The 23,884-nt window shown below is 48.5% G+C and carries 13 protein-coding genes and 3 pseudogenes; 12 read left to right on the forward strand and 4 right to left on the reverse strand.

Going from position 1 to position 23,884, the window contains the following annotated elements; genetic code table 11:
* Positions 1 to 20: 20 nt before the first annotated feature.
* The 6 genes and pseudogenes from D0A34_25190 (at position 21) to D0A34_25215 (ending at position 6,935) form a co-directional block, all read left to right on the forward strand.
* Positions 21 to 1,066, forward strand: a pseudogene (locus tag D0A34_25190) (IS630 family transposase).
* 127 nt (positions 1,067 to 1,193) lie between these two features.
* Positions 1,194 to 2,650: pseudogene (locus D0A34_25195) on the forward strand (GAF domain-containing protein).
* Between the two features lie 126 nt (positions 2,651 to 2,776).
* Positions 2,777 to 2,977 (forward strand): annotated as a pseudogene (locus D0A34_25200) (hypothetical protein).
* Between the two features lie 331 nt (positions 2,978 to 3,308).
* Positions 3,309 to 3,941: an alpha-ketoglutarate-dependent dioxygenase AlkB gene (locus D0A34_25205; protein UNU21699.1), complete on the forward strand. Its 633-nt coding sequence runs from the start codon at positions 3,309 to 3,311 to the stop codon at positions 3,939 to 3,941.
* 623 nt (positions 3,942 to 4,564) lie between these two features.
* The gene (locus D0A34_25210) at positions 4,565 to 5,458 is read left to right on the forward strand and encodes a peptidase T (protein UNU21700.1); all 894 of its coding nucleotides are present in this window, start codon (positions 4,565 to 4,567) and stop codon (positions 5,456 to 5,458) included.
* Positions 5,459 to 5,660: 202 nt separating this feature from the next.
* Complete coding sequence (locus tag D0A34_25215) at positions 5,661 to 6,935, forward strand: ATP-grasp domain-containing protein (protein ID UNU22461.1); 1,275 nt, start codon at positions 5,661 to 5,663, stop codon at positions 6,933 to 6,935.
* Positions 6,936 to 6,975: 40 nt separating this feature from the next.
* Here the strand turns inward: D0A34_25215 and D0A34_25220 are convergent, their stop codons facing one another.
* The 3 genes from D0A34_25220 to D0A34_25230 all read right to left on the reverse strand — a co-directional run bounded on the left by D0A34_25220 (position 6,976) and on the right by D0A34_25230 (position 9,426).
* Positions 6,976 to 7,404, reverse strand: coding sequence for a universal stress protein (locus tag D0A34_25220; protein UNU21701.1), 429 nt, complete (start codon positions 7,402 to 7,404; stop codon positions 6,976 to 6,978).
* A gap of 291 nt (positions 7,405 to 7,695) precedes the next feature.
* Positions 7,696 to 9,009 (reverse strand): histidinol dehydrogenase, encoded by a 1,314-nt coding sequence (gene hisD, locus D0A34_25225; GenBank protein UNU21702.1) that lies wholly within the window; start codon positions 9,007 to 9,009, stop codon positions 7,696 to 7,698.
* A gap of 102 nt (positions 9,010 to 9,111) precedes the next feature.
* Positions 9,112 to 9,426, reverse strand: a complete 315-nt coding sequence (locus tag D0A34_25230) for a hypothetical protein (protein ID UNU21703.1) — start codon at positions 9,424 to 9,426, stop codon at positions 9,112 to 9,114.
* Positions 9,427 to 9,895: 469 nt separating this feature from the next.
* On the opposite strand from D0A34_25230, the gene D0A34_25235 reads away from it, so the two are divergent.
* The 6 genes from D0A34_25235 to D0A34_25260 all read left to right on the forward strand — a co-directional run bounded on the left by D0A34_25235 (position 9,896) and on the right by D0A34_25260 (position 23,001).
* The gene (locus D0A34_25235; protein ID UNU21704.1) at positions 9,896 to 10,195 is read left to right on the forward strand and encodes a 30S ribosomal protein S20; all 300 of its coding nucleotides are present in this window, start codon (positions 9,896 to 9,898) and stop codon (positions 10,193 to 10,195) included.
* Between the two features lie 225 nt (positions 10,196 to 10,420).
* Positions 10,421 to 11,200, forward strand: a complete 780-nt coding sequence (locus D0A34_25240) for a TatD family deoxyribonuclease (protein UNU21705.1) — start codon at positions 10,421 to 10,423, stop codon at positions 11,198 to 11,200.
* 602 nt (positions 11,201 to 11,802) lie between these two features.
* Positions 11,803 to 15,192, forward strand: a complete 3,390-nt coding sequence (gene rpoB / locus D0A34_25245; GenBank protein UNU21706.1) for a DNA-directed RNA polymerase subunit beta — start codon at positions 11,803 to 11,805, stop codon at positions 15,190 to 15,192.
* 149 nt (positions 15,193 to 15,341) lie between these two features.
* On the forward strand, positions 15,342 to 16,454 hold the full coding sequence (locus tag D0A34_25250; GenBank protein UNU21707.1) for a hypothetical protein: 1,113 nt from the start codon (positions 15,342 to 15,344) through the stop codon (positions 16,452 to 16,454).
* 84 nt (positions 16,455 to 16,538) lie between these two features.
* Positions 16,539 to 18,413: a DNA-directed RNA polymerase subunit gamma gene (locus D0A34_25255; protein UNU21708.1), complete on the forward strand. Its 1,875-nt coding sequence runs from the start codon at positions 16,539 to 16,541 to the stop codon at positions 18,411 to 18,413.
* A 457-nt stretch (positions 18,414 to 18,870) separates the two neighbouring features.
* A complete protein-coding gene (locus D0A34_25260; GenBank protein ID UNU21709.1) occupies positions 18,871 to 23,001 on the forward strand; it encodes a DNA-directed RNA polymerase subunit beta'' in 4,131 nt (1,376 codons plus the stop codon).
* Between the two features lie 310 nt (positions 23,002 to 23,311).
* On the opposite strand, the gene D0A34_25265 is transcribed toward D0A34_25260, so the two are convergent.
* On the reverse strand, positions 23,312 to 23,707 hold the full coding sequence (locus tag D0A34_25265; GenBank protein ID UNU21710.1) for a response regulator: 396 nt from the start codon (positions 23,705 to 23,707) through the stop codon (positions 23,312 to 23,314).
* Between the last annotated feature and the right edge of the window lie 177 nt (positions 23,708 to 23,884).

Below are 23,884 nucleotides of genomic sequence, written 5' to 3' on the forward strand. Positions count from 1 at the left end.
CTACTGAGGTAACTCAATATATGGGCGCTAGATTAAGGGTATTCCTGACTCAACAACAAGACAAAACTCTATTAGAACTGAGAATTGCGGATGTTCCACAAAAAGTCAAAGATAGAGCAGAAGTAATTAGATTAAATGCACATGGCTGGTACGTTGAAAAAATAGCTGCTCATTTTAACTGGACTCCACAAACAGTGAGAGAGGTTTTACATAAATGGTCGCATCTAGGCATGGAAGGGCTTTGGGAATCGCCTGGTCGAGGGGCAAAACCCAAGTGGAAAGAGTCAGATATAGAGTTTTTAAAAGAATGCCTCAAAAACGAACCACGTACATATAACAGTCTTCAATTAGTCCAGAAATTAGAAAAAGAACGTTCTGTTAAACTAAGTGCCGACCGATTAAGACGGATACTAAAAAAAAAGGTTTATTTGGAAATTCGCTTAGAAAAAGTCATAAAGGAAAACAAGACCTCATAGTACAAGAAACGAAGCAATCCGACTTAGATATGTTGCAATTAGAGGCAGCGGCGGGAGGAATTGACTTAAAATATTTAGATGAATCAGGATTTTGTGCGTGGAGTGAACCTGGTTATACTTATTACCAAATAGGTGAGCAAAAACGGTTGGAACAAACGAAACGGCGTGGTCGCAGACTAAGTATTGTCGGACTTCTTCAACAGGGAATCAGTTTTGTTTACGGTTTAATCATTGGGGGTGTTGATCGAAAAGCTTATATCAAAATGATGGAACGAGAAGCCCAGGAAGCTGCTGAGATTGGACGACGGAGAGTAATCGTACAAGACAACGGCCCAATACACCGATGCAAAGAAGTCCAAGAATTATGGCCGCGTTGGGAAAATCAAGGTTTATATATCTTCTTTTTGCCCAAGTATTGTTCGGAAATGAACCCCATTGAATTGGAGTGGCAACACATTAAAAAAGATGAATTGGCAGGACAAATGTTTGATGATGAGTTAGAACTCGCCTACGCCGTAATTCATGGAGTAGAAGTTAGAGGACAAAGGGGAAATTACACTACACAACGTCTTAAGTTTAACTCCAATTAGGTAACTTAATGTTTTGTTACATAGATAGGTTTTTTACCGCCTACCTACTTACTATCAGCTATGGGGTGCGACTGCGAAAGTTAAGCATTTAGAAACGCGATATGGTGAGTTATTAACGGGAACTCAATTGGGAAGTAAAGGTTCCCCAACAACTAGCACAACTGGCATCCGTTCAGGTTCTAACCTTGATATTGCCACAATAATGAAAGCTGCTCAAGCTATTTCCGGCGAAATATTGCTGGATAAGTTACTGTGTAGCTTGATGCAAATTCTCATCGAAAATGCAGGAGTTCAAAAAGGCTACCTCATGTTACCCAGCGAGGGAAAGCTGCTCATTCAAGCTGAATGGGCGCTCAATTTTGACTGCTGTACTGTGTTGCAGTCTATGCCCATTGCTAACTGTCGGGTACTTTCCGAAGCCATTGTTAATTATGTCGCGAGGACTAAAGAAAGCGTCGTGTTAAATCATGCGACTCGCGAAGGCCAATTTACCAATGATGACTACATCAAAAGATATCAACCTAAATCTATATTATGCGTGCCACTGATTAACCAGGGAAAGCTCGTAAGTATTGTTTACTTAGAAAATGAGTTAACGACTGGGGTGTTTACCCCCGAACGGTTGGAAGTATTAAAGGTGTTATCTTCCCAAGCAGCCATCTCGATTGAAAATGCCAAGCTGTATACAGAAGTACGCGAAAATGAAAGCAGGCTGGCTCAACTCAACAAAGCTTACGAGCGCTTCGTCCCCCATCAATTCCTCCAGTTTCTAGAGAAATCAAGCATTATTGATGTGGAATTAGGCGACAAGTGCAGTTAGAAATGTCGGTGCTATTTTCCGATATTCGCGACTTCACCACGCTTTCGGAAACTATGACGCCGGAGGATAATTTCAGATTTATCAATTCCTATCTCAGTCGCATGGAACCCGTTATTAATGAAAATCACGGGTTTATTGATAAATATATTGGCGATGCAATTATGGCGCTGTTTAGCGGCGAAGCGGATCATGCGGTGAAAGCGGGAATTGCCATGCTCAATCGCCTAGTTGAATACAATCAACACCGCGCCAAGTCTGGCTATGCACCGATTCAGATTGGGATTGGAATTAATACGGGTTATTTGATGCTGGGAACGGTGGGCGGACCAAATCGCATGGACGGGACGGTAATCAGCGATGCGGTGAATTTAGCTTCTCGGGTGGAAAGTTTGACGAAAAATTATGGGGTGTCGTTATTAATCACCCAGGAAACTTACTCGCGTTTAGAAAATCCATCTCTGTACGCAATCCGCACCCTCGATACGGTAAAAGTCAAGGGAAAATCTGAATTAGTAACAGTTTATGAGGTGTTTGATGCTGATCCGCCTGAAATCAAAGCGGGCAAGTTAGCTACGCTGGAATTGTTTGCAGAAGCTAGGGCAAATTACTTGCAAGGGAAGTTTGCTGAAGCGGCTGGGCTGTTTTCCGAGTGTTGGGGTCATAATCAGGGCGATCGCGTCGCTAAAATTTATTGGGAACGCTGTCAGTCTGCATTGGTGAGTGGCAGCACAAAAATTAAAGATCGGCAACACAATTTAGATTAATTGGAACAGTCCCAAACTCGATCGCTACATTGTTGGAGGGGGAGATCATTTTCATTTTTCTGACTTGGCGGTCAATAATACTTTGCCGCAAGTCACATTCCTTGACCATGCACAGGGGAATCGCCCCACCGCGATATTGCTGAGCAGAATTGTCTACCGCTGTTATTGAGTCAGGGAATTGACGGATTTCACGAGTGGTATTGGGGCGACGGTTGGGTGCAGTCTCGGTTGCAGGGAGTGTCGCTGCTAGCGCTTTCTTTGGAGCAAACCGCTAGTTTGTTGCGACTCCGGGAGTTGGTGGCGCGGAAGGGGAAAAACCCAAACTGATGTGAAGGCCGATCGCTTCATTGAGGACTAGAATTAGGTCAAGATCGATCAAAGCAGCGATCGCGGGCAAGGAAGGCAAAAGCAAGAGTAACCGAATTTTTCTGGCATTATCTAAACTTATGTCCCTGTGTAAAAACATACCGGAACATATTCTAGATTTTTCGCCCAATTCGGTATGCAACATTAGCTGTAAGTTTGGGAAAAGTAATTATCCTTGTCTTGTTAAAATGCTAAAATTAGCTTTACATGATTAATGGTAAAGCTGGGCAGTGCTTGTGTCAACAACTGTATATTTATAAATTTCAGTAAAACGTAATCAGCGAGCAGATTTATGTATACTCAACTTTCATTATGGGAAGAGCCAAAAGCAGAAAGCCAGAAGCATGGTCAGCAATTATCTCTGCCAGATGCCGAAGTAATCATGTACCGCGACTTCTTCAATAACAATGAGAGCAACGAGATATTTGCGGAATTGTACGGCACTATTAATTGGAAGCAAGAGGTGACTCTGCTTTTTGGCAAGCAAGTCGCTATACCGCGACTTACCGCATGGTACGGAGATGCAGGTAAATCTTACACTTACTCCAACATAAAAATGGAGCCTAATCTATGGACACCTACACTCATAACAATCAAATCTAAAATAGAAGCAATAGCAGGTACAGTTTTTAACAGCGTGTTGCTTAATCTATATCGCGACGGCAAAGATAGTGTAGCTTGGCACAGTGATGATGAATCAGAACTTGGTGAAAACCCAGCGATCGGTTCTGTAAGTTTTGGGGCTACTCGTCGTTTTATGCTCAGGCACAAATACCAAAAAGAAATGAAATTAGAAATTCAATTAACTCCTGGAAGCTTCCTGCTGATGAAAGGACAAACCCAGCATTTTTGGCAACACCAAATCCCGAAAGCAGCCAAAGTTACTGAACCAAGAATCAACCTTACTTTCAGGAAAGTAAGCTAAATTAATTAATGATAATTGGTAATTTGCATATGCGTTTATCTGCCTTTACTTGGGGTTTTAATAAAAAATATTGCAACTTTTGTTAACAGTAAAAGTAGCGATTTTAGCACAGCAATAAAAGTACCGCCGAATTAGCGATCGCACGGGAGTGCCGCTGCTAAGGCTGAATTTGGGTCAAACGGCTAGTTTGTTGCGGCTGCGCGGGTTTTTGGCGGGTCAGCAGAAAGGCTCAGACTGATGTGAAGCGCGATCGCACTTATTGTCTCTCAAAGTCTCCTTCTTCACGTTTACCGATTTGGCCTGTTAAGGTGTAGTGCATCGCCTTAAGTTTTACCTCATCTTTACGCCCTAACTCTTTCAATTTCCTTAACTAACTCGAAGCTAAATTTGCTCAAACTATTGACCTAATTTTGGCAACATATATATTAATAATTCGTAAATAGCTAGGTCGGGAGGAATACCAATCTCGACAATAATAATTATATCTGAAGATAGACGAATCCTAAATTAAACACAGCTAGGCTATATAACTAGCATCAAAGAAAATACTTAAAAATTGCTTATAATAAATTGATTAATATAAGGAATTTTTAAGTAGAGCTTAAGATAAAAAAAGGAAACTTATGGTATTGAGTATTATTGTTCACGGTGGAGCAAAAACCATCTCCGAAGAGAAGGTTGCAGCAAACAATGCAGGCTGTACCGCAGCAGCAGAAGCTGGTTGGGAAGTGCTGGCAAGGGGGGGTACAGCAGCAGAAGCTGTTGAGGCCGCTATCCGGGTTCTGGAAGCTGACCAGACATTTAACGCAGGCTTTGGATCAGTTCTCAACAACCAGGGAGAGGTAGAGCTAGACGCAGCAATAATGGAAGGCGGTTCATTAGCTTGGGGAGCGCTCGCCAATGTTCAAGGCGTGCGCCATCCCATCTCGGTGGCGCGAAAGATTATGGATAAAAAACCCATGTTCTTAGTAGCGGATCACGCAGAACATTTTGCAGCAGAAAATGGAGCCGAGATGTCTGCAAAAGAAGACTTAATCGCGGATGAGCAACAGGAAGAGTGGGAGGAGGAAAAAGAAGTTCTTGACCGCCCCAATACGGTTGGTTGTGTAGCTTTGGATAGTAGTGGCACCTTAGTTGCCGGTACCTCAACAGGCGGCACTATGAATAAGCCCGCCGGTCGCGTCGGCGACAGCGCCATTATCGGCTCAGGCTTGTTTGCTGAAAATAAACGCGGCGGTTGCTCGACCACAGGCGATGGCGAGTCGATTATGCCAGTAGTTCTGGCTAAAACGGCGATCGACATTCTAGCGTCCGGCAAGCACCCAGATGAAGCAGCGCAGATCGCAATTGAGACTCTGGCATCTAAGGTGGCAGGAGAAGCTGGGTGCATCCTCATAGACCCTCAAGGGCGGGTTGGCTGGGCGCATAACTCAACCGACATGGCTTGTGCTTATAGAACCGAAGAAATGGACAAGGTGGCTGTGTTCACTAAGAAAAAACAACTCGTCCATCATTGAAATTATTGAGGCTGCATTCTCTCTAGTTGGAGAGAGTGACTATTCCGCAACTAATATCTTGTTTCCTAGGTATTAAGTAGCTGGACATCAATAAACACTTTTTTAATTTGTAGGGCGGGCAGTGCCCACCCTACTTTTAATTATGTCGAGCTACTTAGTGGCCGGGAAAACAGTTCAATTCAAACTAGACTTGGAGGTTTCTATGAACTCAACATACGACTTTCCTTACTTTCAGGGTAATTCTCTTTCCGATTTGTTTGCTCCCGACATCACAGATGCACGTTATGCGTTCATCCTAAATTATCCTGCAACTGCGAGTTGGGCTGCTTACCCCAACAGGGAAAAATACTTTATTCAAGACGGCAGCAGTGAAGCCACCAAAACTTCTTTCGACAAGATTGGCCAGAAGGAACCTTGGAAAAATCTGGCTGTGTTAGGCGATGCCATCCCAGGGATTGTGATTAATTCGCCGCCGAAGTCGCTGATGGACTATTGGCGGGAGCATTTTGGCTTCAGCTACAGCAGTATGGAGATGATAGACTGCTCAACTTATCTCGAAGATCTCAGCGTAAGCGATCGCTTTGACAAACTCCTCACTCTCTTTCCCTTCGACAATCTCAAACCCGAAAAACACGCCGTCCATCCTGACATCCACTACCACTTGCTCAGCAAAGCAACGCTAGCCGAATTAGGCGTGCAATGTCCGAAATACCAAACCTACAATCTGCACGAAGTCAATCTCGAAAGCATTCAGTTACCCGAGAAATTCCCCTACTTAATTAAAGCATCCCACGGACTTTCTGGAGAAGGCACTTATATTATCAAAAGCGCCAGCGATCTCAACTACTGCTTGCAGGAAGTGAGGAAATATCTTGATATTAAGTTGCTGGATACGATTATTGTCTCGGAATTCGTCAAGAATGAAGTGCAGAACTATTGCGTGCAGTTCTATGTAAGCAAAACGGGAAATATCACGCTTATCGGCACTACCAGCCAACTTGTAACCCCAGAGGGCAGCTATTTAGGGGGACTAATTCACTACCGCGAAACCGACATGAGTAGGTTTTTTGAGATGATTGCCGCTATTGGTAAATATGCTCACCAACAGGGTTATTTCGGTGTTATTGGTTTCGACGTGCTAGAAGACTCTGAGGGACAGTTGTATGCCATCGATGCCAATTTCCGAGTTAATGGCTCGACTCCGCTTTGCTTACAGCGCCATACCCTACTGGGGCGGGGAAAGGAGGTGGCTAAATATTCCAGTGACTGCCGAATGGACGGGACTTTAGAATCGATTCTTGTCACCCTGAAACCCGAACTCGAGCGCAAGGACTTGATAATCTTGTCAGCTTTAGAGAAGGTTAAATACGGAAAAATCTACACGGAAATTTACGGGATAGTTGCGGGTGAGGATATGAATGACATGCAGCACATTGAGGAGAATTTGCACAGTAAGGGATTGCACCAATTGGGTTAATTCTACTCTACCCATTGCAGCGGTTATGGGGTTTTCCCGCTCATCTCGCCCGCACCACCAACACCGAACAAGGAGCCTCAGCGACAACCTCAGCACTCACCGAGCCCTCCAAAATTCGCTTTAAACCAGTCAAACCCCGGCAGCCGATCGCAATTAAATCCGCCTTATAAATATTAGCCAAACGCAAAATTTCCTCTGCGGGCTGTCCGGAAACAATTTCTAAATCGCTCTGGCAAGGCAACTTTTCCTGATAAGATTGCAGTAACTTCTCCACCTCTCGGTAAGCAATCTCATCTCCCTGAGCGTGAGGTCGATCGACAACCGCGTCAAAATCCGACGTACCAGAACTCACAACATGAACTAGAATCACCTTTGCCGTCGGTTCTAGCTGAAATTGTCCTACAACTTGCAAAACTCGTTCTGCAAGCTCTGAATTGTCGATCGCTACCAAAACAGTATTCAATACCATGCACCTTTAAATTTTTCGTTGATTGTCGCCTACTGTCCACAATTTAGCCCTTCCCACCAACATCCTTATTTCCTACCCAGAAACCCGGTTTCTTAACATAATTGCGTCATTTAAGCAAGATACTTGAAGAAACCCGGTTTCTTAAGCCCGGAGTTGGTAAGTAGATAGGTGCAAATAAACTTTGCCACTTGTCACATAATGTAAAGCTACGATAATCACCAGCGAAGTGCTTCGTTTCACTGGCTTTTGACTAATTATGTATTTTGCCGATCATCTACTTAAATCTACCATCTAAAACTCACCCTTTCCCTCATTTTCAGTCCGCAGTCGCACCGAATCAGCGTGAGAAGGAAGCCCCTCTGCTTCCGCCAAAACATTAATCGCCCTACTCACCTTCTTAAGTGCTGCAGGCGAATATTGAATCAAACTCGAATGCTTCATAAAAGTTTCGACACCCAGCGGCGACGCATAGCGCGGAGCCCCAGAAGTCGGCAAAGTGTGATTCGGGCCAGCCAAATAATCACCCACAGCTTCCGGCGTCGAGCAGCCCAAGAAAATCGCCCCAGCGTGGCGAATTTGGTCGAGCAAAGCCCAAGGATCTGCAACTTGCAATTCCAAGTGTTCCGGGGCAAACTCGTTAGAGAGTTCCGCCGCCGCTTTGAGCGAGTCAACTACCACGACTAAACCATAGTTGGCGATCGCCTTTTCTGTTAAAGTTCGGCGCGGGTGATTTGCCAACTGTCTGTCCACCTCAGCCACCACCTTCCTAGCCAGCACCGAATCCGCCGTCAGCAAAATTGCCGACGCCATCGAATCGTGCTCAGCTTGAGCCAACATATCCGCAGCCACGTGCACGGGATTCGCCGAACCATCCGCAATAATCAACACTTCCGACGGGCCAGCCAGAGAATCGATCCCCACAGTCCCGTAAACCAGTTTTTTAGCCAGAGTGACGTAAATATTCCCCGGCCCAGTAACTAAATCCACCTTCGGAATAGTTTCCGTACCGTAGGCCAAAGCCGCGATCGCCTGCGCCCCGCCTACTCGATAAATCTCATCAACTCCCGCTTCCTGAGCCGCTACCAGCACCGCAGGATTCATTTTCTTCTCCTGTCCGGGGGGAGTACACATCACCAGTCTCGGCACCTTGGCGACCTTCGCAGGAACCGCATTCATAATCACCGAGCTTGGATAGGAGGCCTGACCGCCAGGAATGTAGATTCCCGCTCGATCGACCGGCGTGTAGCGCTTGCCCAAAACAATCTCGTCATCGCCAAACTGCACCCAAGACTTGGGTACGCGCTGTCGGTGAAACGCCTCTACTTGTTTGCAAGCCAGCCGGATGGCATTTAATAATTCTTTCGACACCTGCTGGTAAGCAGCATCCAGTTCGGCGCCGCTGACCCGTAAATCTTCCACATTTAGGGTCATGCGGTCAAATTCAGCAGTGTAGTGCAGCACAGCCTGATCGCCTCTGCGCCTTACAGCTTGCAACACCTCGCGCACGGTGGCTTCTTTGTGAACGACAAGTTCGTCATGGGTGCGATCGCAGATCCGTCGCAGTTCAGCTTGTGCCTCAACCCACTGAGTAATGATTCGCAGCATGGAGATTAGGAATGCCGTCTATAACTTCACTAACATTTGCTTGACAATTGGGGATTTTTGTGGCGTTCTCCTAGAGAAGTAAGCCACCACCAGTCCACAAGCTTAAACCGCGAGTTTCGCGGCATTTTCCAAGGCTTCAGTGCAGCGTTTAAATCTCTGTCGAGGATTTTGCAACACTGAGGACAAGTCACAACCTTCTCTAGGAATTGCCCGCCAGAGAACCAGGTGCGGAGGAAGAGGGTTGGAACGCAGAGGGGGAGAGTGTCCGACCCCGATAATATCCGAGAGGGAGAGTGTTCGAGGGGGAGAATTTTGATTCTGCCTTCTACCTTCTACCTTCTGATCCGGCTGTCTTCTACCTTCTACCTTCTGCTTTTTACCTTCTACCTTCGGTAAGTGCTTCTTGCCGAAGCCCAAATAACCCGTATTCTTTGTTATAGCTTAACTTGGATTTTTCATAGAATGGGATTTTAAGCAGAATAGGTGCTATATTAGTTTTTCCAACACCTGATAATTTTTTTATAAAAAAACGCCAAATTATTGTATACTTGAAAATTGCGCGCAAGAAACCGTGACTTTAACTCGTGACGGTGGAAACACCGCAAGACGCCTCTGTAACACCCGTGTCATACCTTTGGGTATTGTCAGGGGTAAAAACCAGGCAGTTAAATGAGTCAATAAAAAATTATTGCGCGGGCGTCGCCAAAAAGTAGCCAGAGACTCAGCTCAATCTGAGCTAATTGAAAGTTGGCTGTCTCACTCCGCCTTTAAAAATCAAGCTTTTTGCGGATCGATCCCGAAAAGGTTGTCCTTCAAAATCCCCCTGTCTTGGGACTGTCTTGAGACTAGGGTGTATCAATCAATACCTACTTCCAGCAACTGAACTATGGCAAATATTAAGTCCGCCGTCAAACGAGTCAAAATCGCCGAACGTAACCGCTTGTACAACAAATCTTACAAGTCAGCGGTCAAAACTTTGATGAAAAAGTATTTCGCTGCCGTAGACAAGTACGCCGCAGCTCCGAGCCCGGAATTAATGCAAGAAGTCCAGCAGCGAATGTCTGAGGCCTACAGCAAAATTGACAAAGCTGTCAAAAAAGGTGTACTCCACCGCAACAACGGCGCTCGCAAAAAGTCCCGCTTGGCAAGAACCCTCAAGCCGCACGAAGTATCGGTAGCATCTTAAGGAAGCAGAAAGTTCGGCAACGAAGCAGTGTACAAGATTGAAGGGATGGATGTTGAGGGAAGAAGTCAAGCGTGAAGCAGTCAAGCGTGAAGAAGGAAGAAGGAAGAAAGAAGACGGAAGATTTTTCCCACACACTCTCTGCCACTCCCACTCCCAGACTCTCTCACTCCCCCCTCGCCCTATCCCACCAGGACTCTCCCGTATCACCTCTAATCTGCTTCCCCCATGCAGCTCATCGACACTCACGTTCATATCAACTTTGAGACCTACAAATCTGAGTTAGAAGCCATTCGAGAACGCTGGCGCGAAGCTGGTGTAGTTCGGCTGGTTCATTCTTGTGTAGAGCCAGAAGAGTTTGCCGGCATTCAAGCAATCGCCAATCAGTTTGCAGAAGTCTCGTTTGCGGTTGGACTCCACCCCCTAGATGCCGAGAAGTGGAAAGACGAGACTGCGAGCCAGATTAGGGAATTAGCGAATTCGGACTCTAGGGTAGTGGCGATCGGCGAAACCGGACTGGACTTTTATAAAGCGGACGATCGAGAACACCAGTTTAAAGTGTTTGAGGCACAGCTTGAAATCGCCCAGGAACTTGACAAACCAGTCATTATCCACTGTCGCGACGCCGCCGCCCCAATGGCCGAAATGCTAAGGAACTTTTGGCAAACACGCGGGCCAGTGCGCGGGGTCATGCACTGCTGGGGAGGCACACCCGAAGAAACCCAGTGGTTTTTAGACCTAGGTTTCTACATCAGTTTTAGCGGAACAGTCACCTTTAAAAAAGCCTTGCAAATACAAGAATCAGCTTGTATGGTAAATAGCGATCGCATCCTAGTCGAGACAGATTGCCCTTTTCTCGCCCCCGTACCCCAGCGGGGAAAACGCAACGAACCAGCCTACGTCTACTACGTAGCCGAGCAAGTTGCTAAATTGAGAGGAGTTTCTCTCTTAACTTTGTCCCAGCAGACAACCGAAAATGCCTGTCAGCTATTCGGCTTTTCAGTTTAGCTTATTCAGAACAGAGAAACGAGGAAAAAAGGTCGATTTAGGGGCAAGCCATAGGGACAATCCCATTTCTATCCTGCCAGAAAAACCGGATTCATCCTTTATTGGAGATTCTTTTGGCGTTGCCTGTTGCGATCGGATTTGCGTCCTATAATAAAAAGAACAGACCGATCGGGCGTTGGTTTAGTATCCGCGACTGCGATGTCGCCCGGGAACTATCAACACAGCGCGAGTACCCTAACCTTCGGGATCGGTCAAAACTTCACGCAATACCTCAAACTTACACACTCAAACTTACACATCAGAAGAAACTTGGAACATCAGCAATTTGGCAATAGCTGTCAAGTCAATTTTAGGAGTCAAAAGTGTAGGGGATTTACCCAGGAAAACCACGAGATCGGAGCTAAAAGCATCGGGATCGAAACCAAAATCCGCACAAAAATACTGCGAGGCACCCGCAAAAATAACCGTTGCAGCAGTTGGTAGGCGATCGAAAACATCATATAAATTCTCTCACACAATCAATCAAAAAAACGCAACAAGGTAAAAAAGCCCAGCCTTGGCGCCATGTAAAAAGCTAGAGCCACTGCGGAAAAAGGATACCCATGACGATTACTAAAGATTACACAGAATTCGCCTTCACCTTGCCCGACCTGATCGAAATCCAGCGGGCAAGTTTCCGCTGGTTCCTAGAAGCCGGACTGATCGAAGAACTCGACAGCTTCTCCCCGATTACAGACTACACGGGCAAGCTGGAACTCCACTTCATGGGCAAAGACTTCAAACTCAAGCGCCCAAAATACGACGTGGACGAAGCCAAGCGCAGGGACAGCACCTACTCGGTGCAAATGTACGTGCCCACCCGCCTGATTAACAAAGAAACAGGGGAAATCAAAGAACAAGAAGTCTTCATCGGCGATTTGCCCTTGATGACCGAGCGCGGCACTTTCATTATCAACGGCGCCGAACGGGTGATAGTCAACCAAATCGTGCGTTCCCCCGGCGTCTACTACAAATCGGAAACCGACAAAAACGGTCGCCGTTCCTATAACGCCTCGCTCATCCCCAACCGCGGCGCTTGGCTCAAGTTTGAAACAGACAAAAACGATTTAGTCTGGGTCAGAATCGACAAAACCCGCAAACTATCGGCTCAGGTGCTGCTCAAAGCATTGGGACTCACAGACGGCGAAATCTACGACTCCCTGCGGCACCCGGAATACTTCCAAAAAACGATCGAGAAAGAAGGACAATTCGGCGAAGAAGAAGCTTTGATGGAGCTCTACCGCAAACTCCGTCCAGGGGAACCCCCCACCGTGGCGGGCGGCGAACAGCTCCTCAACTCGCGCTTTTTCGACCCCAAACGCTACGATTTGGGCAGAGTCGGTCGCTACAAACTCAACAAAAAATTGCGCTTGACAGTCCCCGATACCATGCGGGTGCTGACATCGCAAGATATCTTGACAGCGATCGACTACTTAATTAACCTCGAATTCGACATCGGCTCCACCGACGACATCGACCACTTAGGCAACCGTCGCGTCCGCAGTGTCGGAGAACTGCTGCAAAACCAAGTGCGCGTCGGACTCAACCGCTTAGAACGGATCATCCGCGAAAGAATGACCGTCTCGGATGCCGACTCCCTCAGCCCCGCTTCTCTGGTCAACCCCAAACCGCTGGTAGCAGCAATCAAGGAATTCTTCGGTTCCTCCCAGCTATCGCAGTTCATGGATCAAACCAACCCTCTGGCAGAACTGACTCACAAACGTCGGCTTTCCGCCTTAGGCCCAGGAGGTCTGACTCGGGAACGCGCCGGGTTTGCAGTACGGGACATTCACCCGTCCCACTACGGCCGGATTTGCCCGATCGAAACACCAGAAGGCCCCAACGCCGGTCTGATCGGTTCCTTGGCAACTCACGCCCGCGTCAACCCCTACGGCTTTATTGAAACTCCTTTTTATCCAGTAGAAAAAGGACGGGTGCTGCGCGACAAAGCCCCTGTTTACATGACAGCCGACGAAGAAGACGATTTGCGCGTCGCCCCCGGAGACATCAGTCTCGACGAAAACAACAACCTCTTGGGCGAAACCGTAGCCGTCCGCTACCGCCAAGAATTTACTACCACCACGCCGATGCAGGTGGACTACATGGCGATTTCGCCCGTGCAAATCGTCTCCGTAGCGACATCGCTGATTCCTTTCTTGGAACACGACGACGCCAACCGAGCTCTGATGGGATCGAATATGCAGCGGCAAGCTGTGCCGCTACTGAAACCAGAACGGCCGCTAGTCGGTACGGGGTTGGAAGCTCAGGCGGCCCGAGATTCCGGGATGGTTGTGGTTTCCCGGATCGACGGCGAGGTGATTTACATCGACGCTACCCGGATTATTGTCAAACCTCTGGCTGTAGATGCCGAATCGAATTCCAGCGAAGAACATTTCCTGATTAAGGAATACGACGATCTCAAAGTCAAACAGCCCTCGGTTTGGAAGCAAAAATATGCTGGCTGCATCGAACACGAACTGCAAAAATATCAGCGCTCTAACCAAGATACTTGTTTAAACCAGCGTCCGCTGATTTATGAGGGCGATCGAGTCGTAGCAGGTCAAGTTCTCGCCGACGGTTCATCCACCGAAGGAGCAGAACTCGCTCTGGGTCACAACATCCTCGTAGCTTATATGCCTTGGGAAGGCTACAACTACGAAGACGCCATGCTAATTAGCGAGCGTTTGGTGTACGAAGATGTCTACACATCGATCCACATTGAAAAATACGAAATCGAAGCCCGCCAAACCAAACTCGGCCCCGAAGAAATCACCCGCGAAATTCCTAACGTCGGCGAAGACGCGCTGCGCCAGCTAGACGAACAGGGCATTATCCGCAAAGGTGCTTGGGTGGAAGCCAGCGACATCCTAGTCGGCAAAGTCACCCCCAAAGGCGAATCCGACCAACCGCCGGAAGAAAAACTGCTGAGGGCAATCTTCGGGGAAAAAGCCCGCGATGTGCGCGACAATTCCCTCCGCGTCCCTAACGGCGAAAAAGGCCGCGTGGTGGACGTGCGGGTGTTTACCCGTGAACAGGGCGACGAACTGCCCCCCGGCGCCAACATGGTCGTCCGCGTCTACGTAGCTCAAAAGCGCAAGATTCAAGTCGGCGACAAAATGGCCGGCCGCCACGGAAATAAGGGTATTGTGTCCCGGATTCTGCCGATGGAGGATATGCCCTACTTGCCCGACGGGACTCCGGTTGACATAGTGCTCAATCCTTTGGGCGTACCGTCGCGGATGAACGTAGGTCAGATTTTTGAGTGCTTGCTGGGATGGGCGGGCGAAAATCTGTCCATGCGGTTCAAGATGGTGCCTTTTGATGAAATGCACGGCGCTGAAAAGTCGCGGGAAACCGTACACGGCAAGTTACAGGAGGCGCGCGAAAAAACCGGCAAGCCTTGGGTGTTTAACGAAAAGCACCCCGGCAAGACTATTGTCTACGATGGCCGAACTGGCGAACCGTTCGATCGCCCCATCACAGTCGGCATCGCCTATATGCTGAAGCTGGTTCACTTGGTAGACGATAAGATCCACGCCCGCAGCACAGGCCCTTACTCGCTGGTAACGCAGCAGCCTTTGGGCGGCAAAGCGCAGCAGGGGGGTCAGCGGTTCGGAGAAATGGAAGTCTGGGCTCTGGAAGCGTTCGGCGCAGCTTATACTTTACAAGAGTTGCTGACTGTGAAGTCGGACGATATGCAGGGACGGAATGAAGCGCTGAATGCGATTGTTAAGGGCAAAGCTATTCCGCGCCCCGGTACGCCGGAATCTTTCAAGGTGCTGATGCGGGAGTTGCAGTCTTTGTGCTTGGATATTGCTGTGCACAAGGTGAATACGTCCGACGAGGGCAGCGAGCACGTTGAGGTGGATTTGATGGCAGATGCTGGGGGCAAGCGATCGCCATCCCGGCCTACTTACGAATCGCTTTCTCGTGACGAACTTGACGAGGATTAGGCATTAAAGATTAAAGATTAAAGATTAAAGATTTTTTGACAGCATTCAATTCTTTAATCTTTAATCGACAATCTCAAATTAAAATGCCTCAGCAGTGTTCGTACCACTGCTGAGGCGAATCAACGCTCTAAACAGGAGAGACGCTGAACATGAATATTGTAACAGTTGTCCCAGGAATAGAAGGAGAATTTGACCGGGCGACAGGCTGTATTAACTGGCAAGGGAGCAAGTTTGGCAACGGTTACGCGCGCAAGTGGATCGATGGCAAAACAGTATTAGTCCACCGTTTAGTCCTCGAATCGAAAATAGCAGGGTTCCTCGGTTCCGGTTATTTTGGTTGCCATACCTGCGACAATCGAAGCTGCATCAACCCGGCACATCTGGTAGTAGGTACTGCTGCTGAGAATACCGGGCAGATGATGAAGCGCGATCGCAAAACTCCCAGACGCAAAAGTATTCCCGGTATTGGTAAACTATCGATCCTGTCCGAGGGCTGCGCTAACGAACAACTGCGGGAAATTCAGGCTAAGTATTTAGCTGGAACCATCAAAAGCCACCTAATAAAAGAGTATGGCGTACACTATGAAACTATTACTAAGAGACTTCAGGCAAATATTCCTGATAACTTCACTACAGTTCCCTCCGGTTTGGTAGGAAAAATTCAAGACAGCGGCTGCATAATTTTTCAAGGGGCAAAGGATGGTCAAGGTGGTTATGGCAGGTACTTTAAAAATGGGAAATCCCAATCAGTTACTCGTGCTGTTTTAGCCGAGAAATTAGGATGTGAAGTGCCGACTTCGATAGATGCTGGTCATACCTGCGATAATCCCAGTTGTATTAATCCCGAACACCTTTGGGGTGGAACTCGCACTCAAAATTTATTAGATGCTTCTAAGAAACGACGCACTCAAGGCAAAAGTCATCCCCTTTCAAATGCCAAATTAGATTGGGAAAAGGTGCGAGAAATTCGGCAAAAACTAGCAGCAGGAGAGAGAGTGAAGGATGTAGCTCAGGAATACAGTGTTGGTTGCAAAACCATACACGATATTAAGTATCACGTCACTTGGAAGGAAGCAGGCGAAGAGGTTCCAGTGCCTCGCATGGGTGGATATCTCGATCGCAAATTGACTTTCGAGCAAGCTCTTGAGGTACGAAAAAGAATTACAGGTAGAGAATCCATCTCTCAAATCGCTGATAACTTTGGAGTATCGTCAAGTGTCATTTGTGATATTAAAAACAACGTCACATATAGAGGAGTATAACATTGAGTTAAACCGTGAAACAAGCCAACAAAAAAGATAAACAACCACAAATAATCGACTGTAAATTATCAATTGGAGTCAAGAATGGCTAAAATAGAACAACGCTTTGATTACGTCAAGATCGGGTTAGCTTCACCAGAAAGAATTCGACAGTGGGGAGAGAGAACTTTACCCAACGGTCAGATTACTGGAGAAGTGACAAAACCAGAAACAATAAATTATCGGACGTTAAAACCAGAAATGGATGGCTTGTTTTGCGAGCGCATTTTTGGGCCGGCAAAAGATTGGGAATGTCATTGTGGCAAGTACAAACGAGTTCGCCATAGAGGCATTGTTTGCGAAAGATGCGGTGTTGAAGTCACTGAATCTCGCGTCCGCCGTCACCGGATGGGATTTATCAAATTAGCAGCCCCAGTAGCTCACGTTTGGTATCTCAAAGGCATCCCGAGTTACATGGCAATTTTATTAGATATGCCCCTGCGAGATGTCGAACAAATCGTCTATTTCAATGCCTATGTTGTTCTCAATCCCGGTAATGCCGAAAAACTGCAATACAAGCAATTGCTAACCGAAGATGCTTGGTTGGAAATAGAAGACGAACTTTACAGCGAAGATTCCACGCTGACGGGTGTAGAAGTAGGCATAGGTGCTGAAGCTTTGCAAGTTTTGCTGCAAAACATTCCGCTAGAAAGCGAAGCGGAAAAGTTGCGGGAAGATATTGCCAATGCTAAAGGTCAAAAACGGGCGAAGTTAATTAAACGTTTGCGGGTAATTGACAACTTCATCGCTACGGGATCTCAACCCGATTGGATGGTGCTCAATGTGATTCCGGTGATTCCCCCCGACTTGCGGCCGATGGTGCAGCTAGACGGCGGGCGTTTTGCAACGAGCGACCTCAACGACCTTTACCGGAGAGTAATCAACCGCAACAACCGCTTGGCGAGACTCCAAGAAATTTTGGCGCCGGAGATTATCATCCGCAACGAAAAGCGGATGCTGCAAGAAGCTGTGGATGCGCTGATTGACAACGGCCGCCGGGGCCGGACGGTGGTGGGGGCAAACAACCGCCCGCTGAAGTCGCTGTCGGACATCATTGAAGGGAAACAAGGTCGTTTCCGGCAAAACTTGCTGGGGAAACGGGTTGACTACTCCGGGCGTTCGGTGATTGTGGTGGGGCCGAAACTGAAAATTCATCAGTGCGGTTTGCCGAGGGAAATGGCGATCGAGCTTTTCCAGCCTTTCGTCATCCACCGCTTGATCCGCCAAGGATTGGTCAACAACATCAAAGCTGCCAAAAAACTGATCCAGCGCAACGATCCCAGTGTTTGGGACGTGCTTCAGGAGGTGATTGAAGGACACCCGGTAATGCTAAACCGGGCGCCGACCCTCCACCGTTTGGGGATTCAAGCCTTTGAGCCGATTTTGGTGGACGGGAGGGCAATTCAGCTTCACCCGCTAGTCTGTCCGGCTTTTAACGCTGACTTTGACGGCGACCAAATGGCAGTGCACGTGCCTTTGTCTCTGGAATCTCAGGCGGAAGCGCGCTTGCTGATGCTGGCTTCTAACAACATTATGTCGCCGGCAACCGGAAGACCGATCGTTACTCCTTCTCAAGATATGGTGCTCGGTTGCTATTACTTGACAGCCGAAAATCCTGACGCTCAAAAAGGAGCTGGTCACTATTTTTCCAACCTTACCGACGCGGTTGTAGCTTACGAACAAGGAGTCGTTGACTTGCACTCATACGTGTGGGTGAGGTTTCAAGGCGCCATAGAAAACACAGAACCCGAAGGAGAACCGCTGAAGGTGGAACGCTCTACCGACGGTATCGTGACGAAAGAATACAAGTTCCGCCGGGTTCGGGAAGACGGAGACGGCAAGGTGATCAATCAATTCATTCGCACTACTCCGGGCAGGATTATCTATCACCAAACCATCGAATCGGTCATTAACAATTAGAAATGGGTAAGGGGTAAGAGGTAATGGATAAGAGGTAACGGGTAAGGGGTAATGGGTAATAACTGACAAATAATCGCTAACAAATAATAGTGATTGAAACCAGAAAATTTACCCATTACTACTTACAAAAACTTTCAGCGATGCGGTTAGTGAGCGAAGTCTAAGGGCAGTAAAAGTTACCAATTACCAATTAAGTAGGTAGGTGCAAATAAACTTTATTATGGGAAGGGCAGGTGAGTCAATTCATTTTTTAGCTTAGCTCTCTTCCTTATACGCTAAACCCGCCCCTAAAAACAAAATGCTTGTTGTTTTTTCCCGCCGCTCTACTTATCAATTACCAATTACCAATTACCAATTACCAATACTTCGGCTACGCGGTTCCTGAACCCTTGGGCTTCGCTCAAGAGAACCGAAGTCGAAGGGCAGTAAAAGTTACCAATTACCACTACTCAGAAAAATGACAGAAAATAAGGAAATTGTTTTTCGTAATCGAGTTGTTGACAAAGGTCAGCTCAAAAAATTAATCTCTTGGTCCTTCATGCACTACGGAACGGCCCGTACAGCGCAAATGGCCGATAAACTCAAAGACTTGGGTTTCCGCTTTGCGACACGAGCGGGAGTTTCGATTAGCGTAGACGATTTGCAGGTTCCCCCGTCCAAACGATCGCTCCTCGATGCCGCCGAAGAAGAAATCCGCATCACCGAACAAAAATACACCAGAGGCGAAATCACCGAAGTCGAACGCTTCCAAAAAGTAATCGATACCTGGAACAGCACCTCAGAAGACCTCAAAGACGAAGTAGTCAAAAACTTCCGAGCCACAGACCCCCTAAACTCGGTCTACATGATGGCATTCTCCGGGGCGCGGGGAAACATTTCTCAAGTGCGGCAGCTAGTCGGAATGCGCGGATTGATGGCTGACCCCCAAGGAGAAATCATCGACTTGCCAATTAAAACCAACTTCCGCGAAGGACTCACCGTCACCGAATACATTATCTCTTCCTACGGCGCGCGCAAAGGCTTGGTAGATACAGCTTTGCGGACGGCAGACTCGGGTTATCTGACCCGCCGTTTGGTGGACGTATCCCAAGACGTAATTGTGCGGGAAGTGGACTGCGGCACTCAGCGGGGAATTCGAGTACGGCCGATGACGGACGGAGCAACAGTGCTGATTCCCCTCAAGGACAGGCTGCTAGGGCGGGTGTTCGCCAGAGATGTGGTGCACCCCAAAACCGGGGAAATCGTGGCTTACGGCAGCGAAAAAGCCGTCCGAAATCAGCCAATTACCGAGGAGTTGGCGACGGAAATTGGTAATTCTGGGGTGGCAGAGGTGTATTTACGATCGCCCCTGACTTGTGAATCAACCAGATCGGTTTGTCAGCACTGCTATGGCTGGAGTCTCGCCCACTTGAAAATGGTGGACATGGGAGAAGCCATCGGGATTATTGCAGCTCAGTCGATCGGGGAACCGGGAACCCAGCTCACCATGCGTACCTTTCACACCGGCGGCGTATTCACTGGAGAAGTCGCGAAACAAGAACGCGCACCCTTCCCCGGCGTAGTGAAATTCAAGAACTTGCGTACTCGCTCGTTCCGCACCAGACACGGTGAAGAAGCACTGGTGGCAGAAAACAACGGCAAACTTGTATTTGAGGGCGACGGATTTGAAGAAGGGAAATCCGGCGCCAAAAATCAAAAACTGAAAATCGAATTGGCGATCGTCCAGGGTTCTACTCTGATGGTCAAAGACGGACAGCGCGCCATTCCCGGTCAAGTTTTGGCAGAAGTGCCGATCGTCGGTCGCGCCGCCCGCAAAACCACTGAAAAAGTGACTACAGACGTGGCTTCCGACTTAGCCGGAGAAGCCAAATTTGCTGATTTGGTGCCTGAAGAAAAAACCGACCGCCAAGGGAACACAACCCGCACAGCCAGCAAAGGCGGACTGATTTGGATTCTCTCAGGAGAGGTCTACAACTTGCCCCCGGGCGCGGAACCAGCAGTGAAAAATGGCGATCGCATTCCGGCCGAAAGCGTAATTGCCGAAACCAAACTCATCTCTGAACACGGCGGCGTAGTCCGCATCGCTGACCCCAGAGAAATTGAAATTATCACCGCCCAAGTCCTGCTCGACCAAGCAGTCGTGCGGGCAGAAAGCGCAGGCGGCCGCGACCACTACACCATCGAAACCTCTTCTAAGCAGCGGTTTTCCCTCAAGACGGCTCCCGGGAGCAAAGTCATCAACGGGGAAGTGGTGGCGGAACTGCTCGACGACAGCTACCGCACAGCTACAGGGGGCATTGTCAAGTACGGGGGGGTGGAAGTCCACAAGCGCGGCAAAGCTAAACTTGGCTACGAAGTCGTTAAAGGCGGCACTCTGCTCTGGATACCGGAAGAGTGCCACGAGGTAAATAAAGATATTTCATTGCTGCTGGTGGAAGATGGTCAGTACGTTGAGGCCGGTACAGAAGTCGTTAAGGATATTTTCTGCCAAACCAGCGGGGCAGTGGAAATCACTCAGAAAAATGACATCCTCCGGGAAATTGTGATCAAACCGGGCACACTCCATGTAGTTGACCGCCCGCCACTAACATTTGGGGAAGGTCAAATCGTCAACGCCGGTGAAGAAATTTTCCCAGGCTTGGTTGCCGAAGAGTTGGGCTATGCGGAGTATATCGAAACTCCCGAGGGCCCGGCTTTGCTGCTGCGCCCTGTGGTGGAGTTTCCGGTGCCGGATAAGCCACCTGTGCCTTCTCAGACGGCGCTGAATGAGTCGATCTCTTTGAAAGCAGTGCAGCGACTGCCTTATAAGGATGGGGAGCGCGTCAAATCTGTGGAGGGATTGGAACTGCTGCGGACTCAGCTTATCTTGGAAATTGGTTCGGGAGCTCCGCAACTGGCGGCGGATATCGAGCTGCTGCCGGATGAGGAGGATGCTACGGCTTTTGGGGCGGACGGTTCGGGACCTGCTTGGGGCTCGCCTGAAGACGCTAGTGCGTCGCAAGAGTTGGCGATGGCTGTGAGCGATGGGGGCGATCGAGCTTCAAAGACTTTCCGCTTGCAGTTAGTGATTTTGGAATCGCTGGTGATTCGGCGGGATGTGTCTGCCGATCCGACTCAGGGCAGCACTCACACGCGGCTGTTGGTCGAAGATGGGCAGTCGATCGCGCCCGGGGCAGTAGTCGCCCGCACGGAGATTCTCTGCAAAGAAGCGGGTATTGTTCGGGGCATCCGTGAGGGGCATGGCGAACCAGTGCGCCGACTGTTGGTGATGCGAGATGCGGATTCTATTTCGATCTCTGTGGCGGGTACGCCGGATGTGAGTCCGGGTCAACTGCTGGTGGCTGGTACCGAAATAGCTCCGGGGGTTGTTCTCGAAGAGTCCGGTCAAGTTGTGAAGGTTGTACCTGCGTCGGAGACAGAATCGGCGAAACTCTTGCTCAGGGTGGCTCGTCCTTACCGGGTTTCGGCCGGTGCTGTGCTGCACGTAGACGACGGCGACTTGGTGCAGCGGGGTGACAATTTGGTGATTCTGGTGTTTGAGCGGGCAAAGACTGGGGATATCATTCAGGGTTTGCCACGGATTGAGGAACTTCTGGAAGGGCGGAAGCCGAAGGAAGCTTGTATTTTAGCCAAGCGACCGGGGACGGCTCGCGTGGTTACAGATGACGATGTTGTGGAACTTGCGGTGATTGAGGATGATGGCCGGATTGAGGAGTATCCTTTGTTGCCTGGTCAAAACCCGATCGTTTCCGACGGACAGCGCGTAGGCGTCGCCGAAGCTTTGACCGACGGGCCTGCTAATCCTCACGAAATTCTGGAGGTGTTCTTCCATGTGCTCAAGGAGCGGCAGTCTACTTTTGAGGCTGCCTTGGAGAGTTTCCAACAGGTGCAGACGTTTTTGGTGAATGAGGTGCAGTCGGTTTATCAGTCTCAGGGCGTGGATATTTCTGATAAGCACATCGAGGTCATCGTCCGCCAGATGACCAACAAAGTCAGGATGGAAGATGGTGGGGATACTACTATGCTCCCGGGCGAGTTGGTAGAATTGCGGCAGGTTGAGCAGGTTAATGAGGCGATGTCAATTACTGGTGGAGCGCCGGCGGATTATACTCCGGTGTTGCTGGGGATTACTAAGGCTTCGCTGAATACCGATAGCTTTATTTCCGCTGCTTCGTTCCAGGAGACTACGCGGGTGTTGACTGAGGCTGCGATCGAAGGTAAGTCTGACTGGCTGCGGGGGCTGAAGGAAAATGTGATTATCGGCCGCCTGATTCCTGCGGGTACTGGGTTCAATGCCTATGAGGATGCTGGCGTCCAGGATGCGGGTTTTGATGGTGCTGTGTTTGATGACGACATCCACGATTTACAGGAGGATGTGGTTTTGGATGATCGCACTGCGCGCCGCGCTTATACGATCGAGAGCGGTTTTGAGATCGGGCGCCCGTCTGATCTTGAGCCTGATGAGGATTTTGAGGAAGTTGAGGTTGATGAGGACGAGTTTGTCGCTGAGACTGATGATGATGCCTTGGGACCTGATGTTGACGATGATGATGATATCGGTTTTGACTTCGATGAGGACGAAGACTAATCATAGTTTTGAGCTTGCATGAATGAGTGAACAGCGTTGTGTTCGCTGAGGATAAGTTGGTTCCTCGCCACAACGCACACTCCGATTTCATCAGTTAAAAAAGCTCAAATTTTTCCTCACAAATTCCAAGTCCGAACTCCTAGCATTGTGCGATGGGACATCGAAAGGAAGAAGGAAGAAGGAAGATTCAGAGTTTAAGCAAACTTTGTAACTCTAGAGTTTTAATTGTTTGTTGGTTCAAACAAATAATTCTTTCTTCCTGCTTCCTTTTTCCTTCTTCCTTCTTATTCCTTCTGCATATATGGTTCACTCAATCAGGCAGCAAAGCCTTGATTTGATTAACAAACTCTTGATGGTCTACCACAGGTTTAGAGATGTAACCGTCGGCACCGCTTTGATCGAGAAATGTTTCTTTATCACCAGCCATCGCGTGAGCAGTCACCAAAATAATTGGCAGCGAGGCAGTTTGCGGGTCAGCTTTAAGCAGTTGAGTAATCTTAATGCCGTCAACAGATTTGCCCTGGTACACGCTGCGCGAAAGAGACACATCCATTAAAATCAAATCAGCTTCGCCGTTGGCAGCAATCTGCATCACCTCTTCAACATTTTCCGTGTGCTTGACGGCTAAGCCCCCCCGCTTAGTCAGAATTTTGGAAAAAACCCGAGCATTAACCAAATCGTCCTCTACAATCAGAACGGTTTTCATAAATAAATATGGGAAGTATAGAAACTTTGTGACTTTAGTCCAAAGAGGAACACGACACGGGGACTACATTCCCCGTCAAAAATGCAGAGTTTTTAGCGCCATCAGCCGGGAACCCTGCAAAACCCGTATGTATATCCTTGAGCCACTAGCTGTGAGAGGGTTTACAGATGCCTAGAA

This window comes from Microcoleus vaginatus PCC 9802 (assembly GCA_022701275.1).
Taxonomy (GTDB): Bacteria; Cyanobacteriota; Cyanobacteriia; order Cyanobacteriales; family Microcoleaceae; genus Microcoleus; species Microcoleus vaginatus_A.

What these genes read in the sequence shown, in the direction of transcription:
- D0A34_25205 (UNU21699.1), top strand. Translation starts at nt 3,309, where the DNA reads ATGTATACTCAACTTTCATTATGGGAAGAGCCAAAAGCAGAAAGCCAG.
- D0A34_25210 (UNU21700.1), top strand. Translation starts at nt 4,565, where the DNA reads ATGGTATTGAGTATTATTGTTCACGGTGGAGCAAAAACCATCTCCGAA.
- D0A34_25215 (UNU22461.1), top strand. Translation starts at nt 5,661, where the DNA reads ATGAACTCAACATACGACTTTCCTTACTTTCAGGGTAATTCTCTTTCC.
- D0A34_25220 (UNU21701.1), bottom strand. Translation starts at nt 7,404, where the DNA reads ATGGTATTGAATACTGTTTTGGTAGCGATCGACAATTCAGAGCTTGCA.
- hisD (UNU21702.1), bottom strand. Translation starts at nt 9,009, where the DNA reads ATGCTGCGAATCATTACTCAGTGGGTTGAGGCACAAGCTGAACTGCGA.
- D0A34_25235 (UNU21704.1), top strand. Translation starts at nt 9,896, where the DNA reads ATGGCAAATATTAAGTCCGCCGTCAAACGAGTCAAAATCGCCGAACGT.
- D0A34_25240 (UNU21705.1), top strand. Translation starts at nt 10,421, where the DNA reads ATGCAGCTCATCGACACTCACGTTCATATCAACTTTGAGACCTACAAA.
- rpoB (UNU21706.1), top strand. Translation starts at nt 11,803, where the DNA reads ATGACGATTACTAAAGATTACACAGAATTCGCCTTCACCTTGCCCGAC.
- D0A34_25250 (UNU21707.1), top strand. Translation starts at nt 15,342, where the DNA reads ATGAATATTGTAACAGTTGTCCCAGGAATAGAAGGAGAATTTGACCGG.
- D0A34_25255 (UNU21708.1), top strand. Translation starts at nt 16,539, where the DNA reads ATGGCTAAAATAGAACAACGCTTTGATTACGTCAAGATCGGGTTAGCT.
- D0A34_25260 (UNU21709.1), top strand. Translation starts at nt 18,871, where the DNA reads ATGACAGAAAATAAGGAAATTGTTTTTCGTAATCGAGTTGTTGACAAA.
- D0A34_25265 (UNU21710.1), bottom strand. Translation starts at nt 23,707, where the DNA reads ATGAAAACCGTTCTGATTGTAGAGGACGATTTGGTTAATGCTCGGGTT.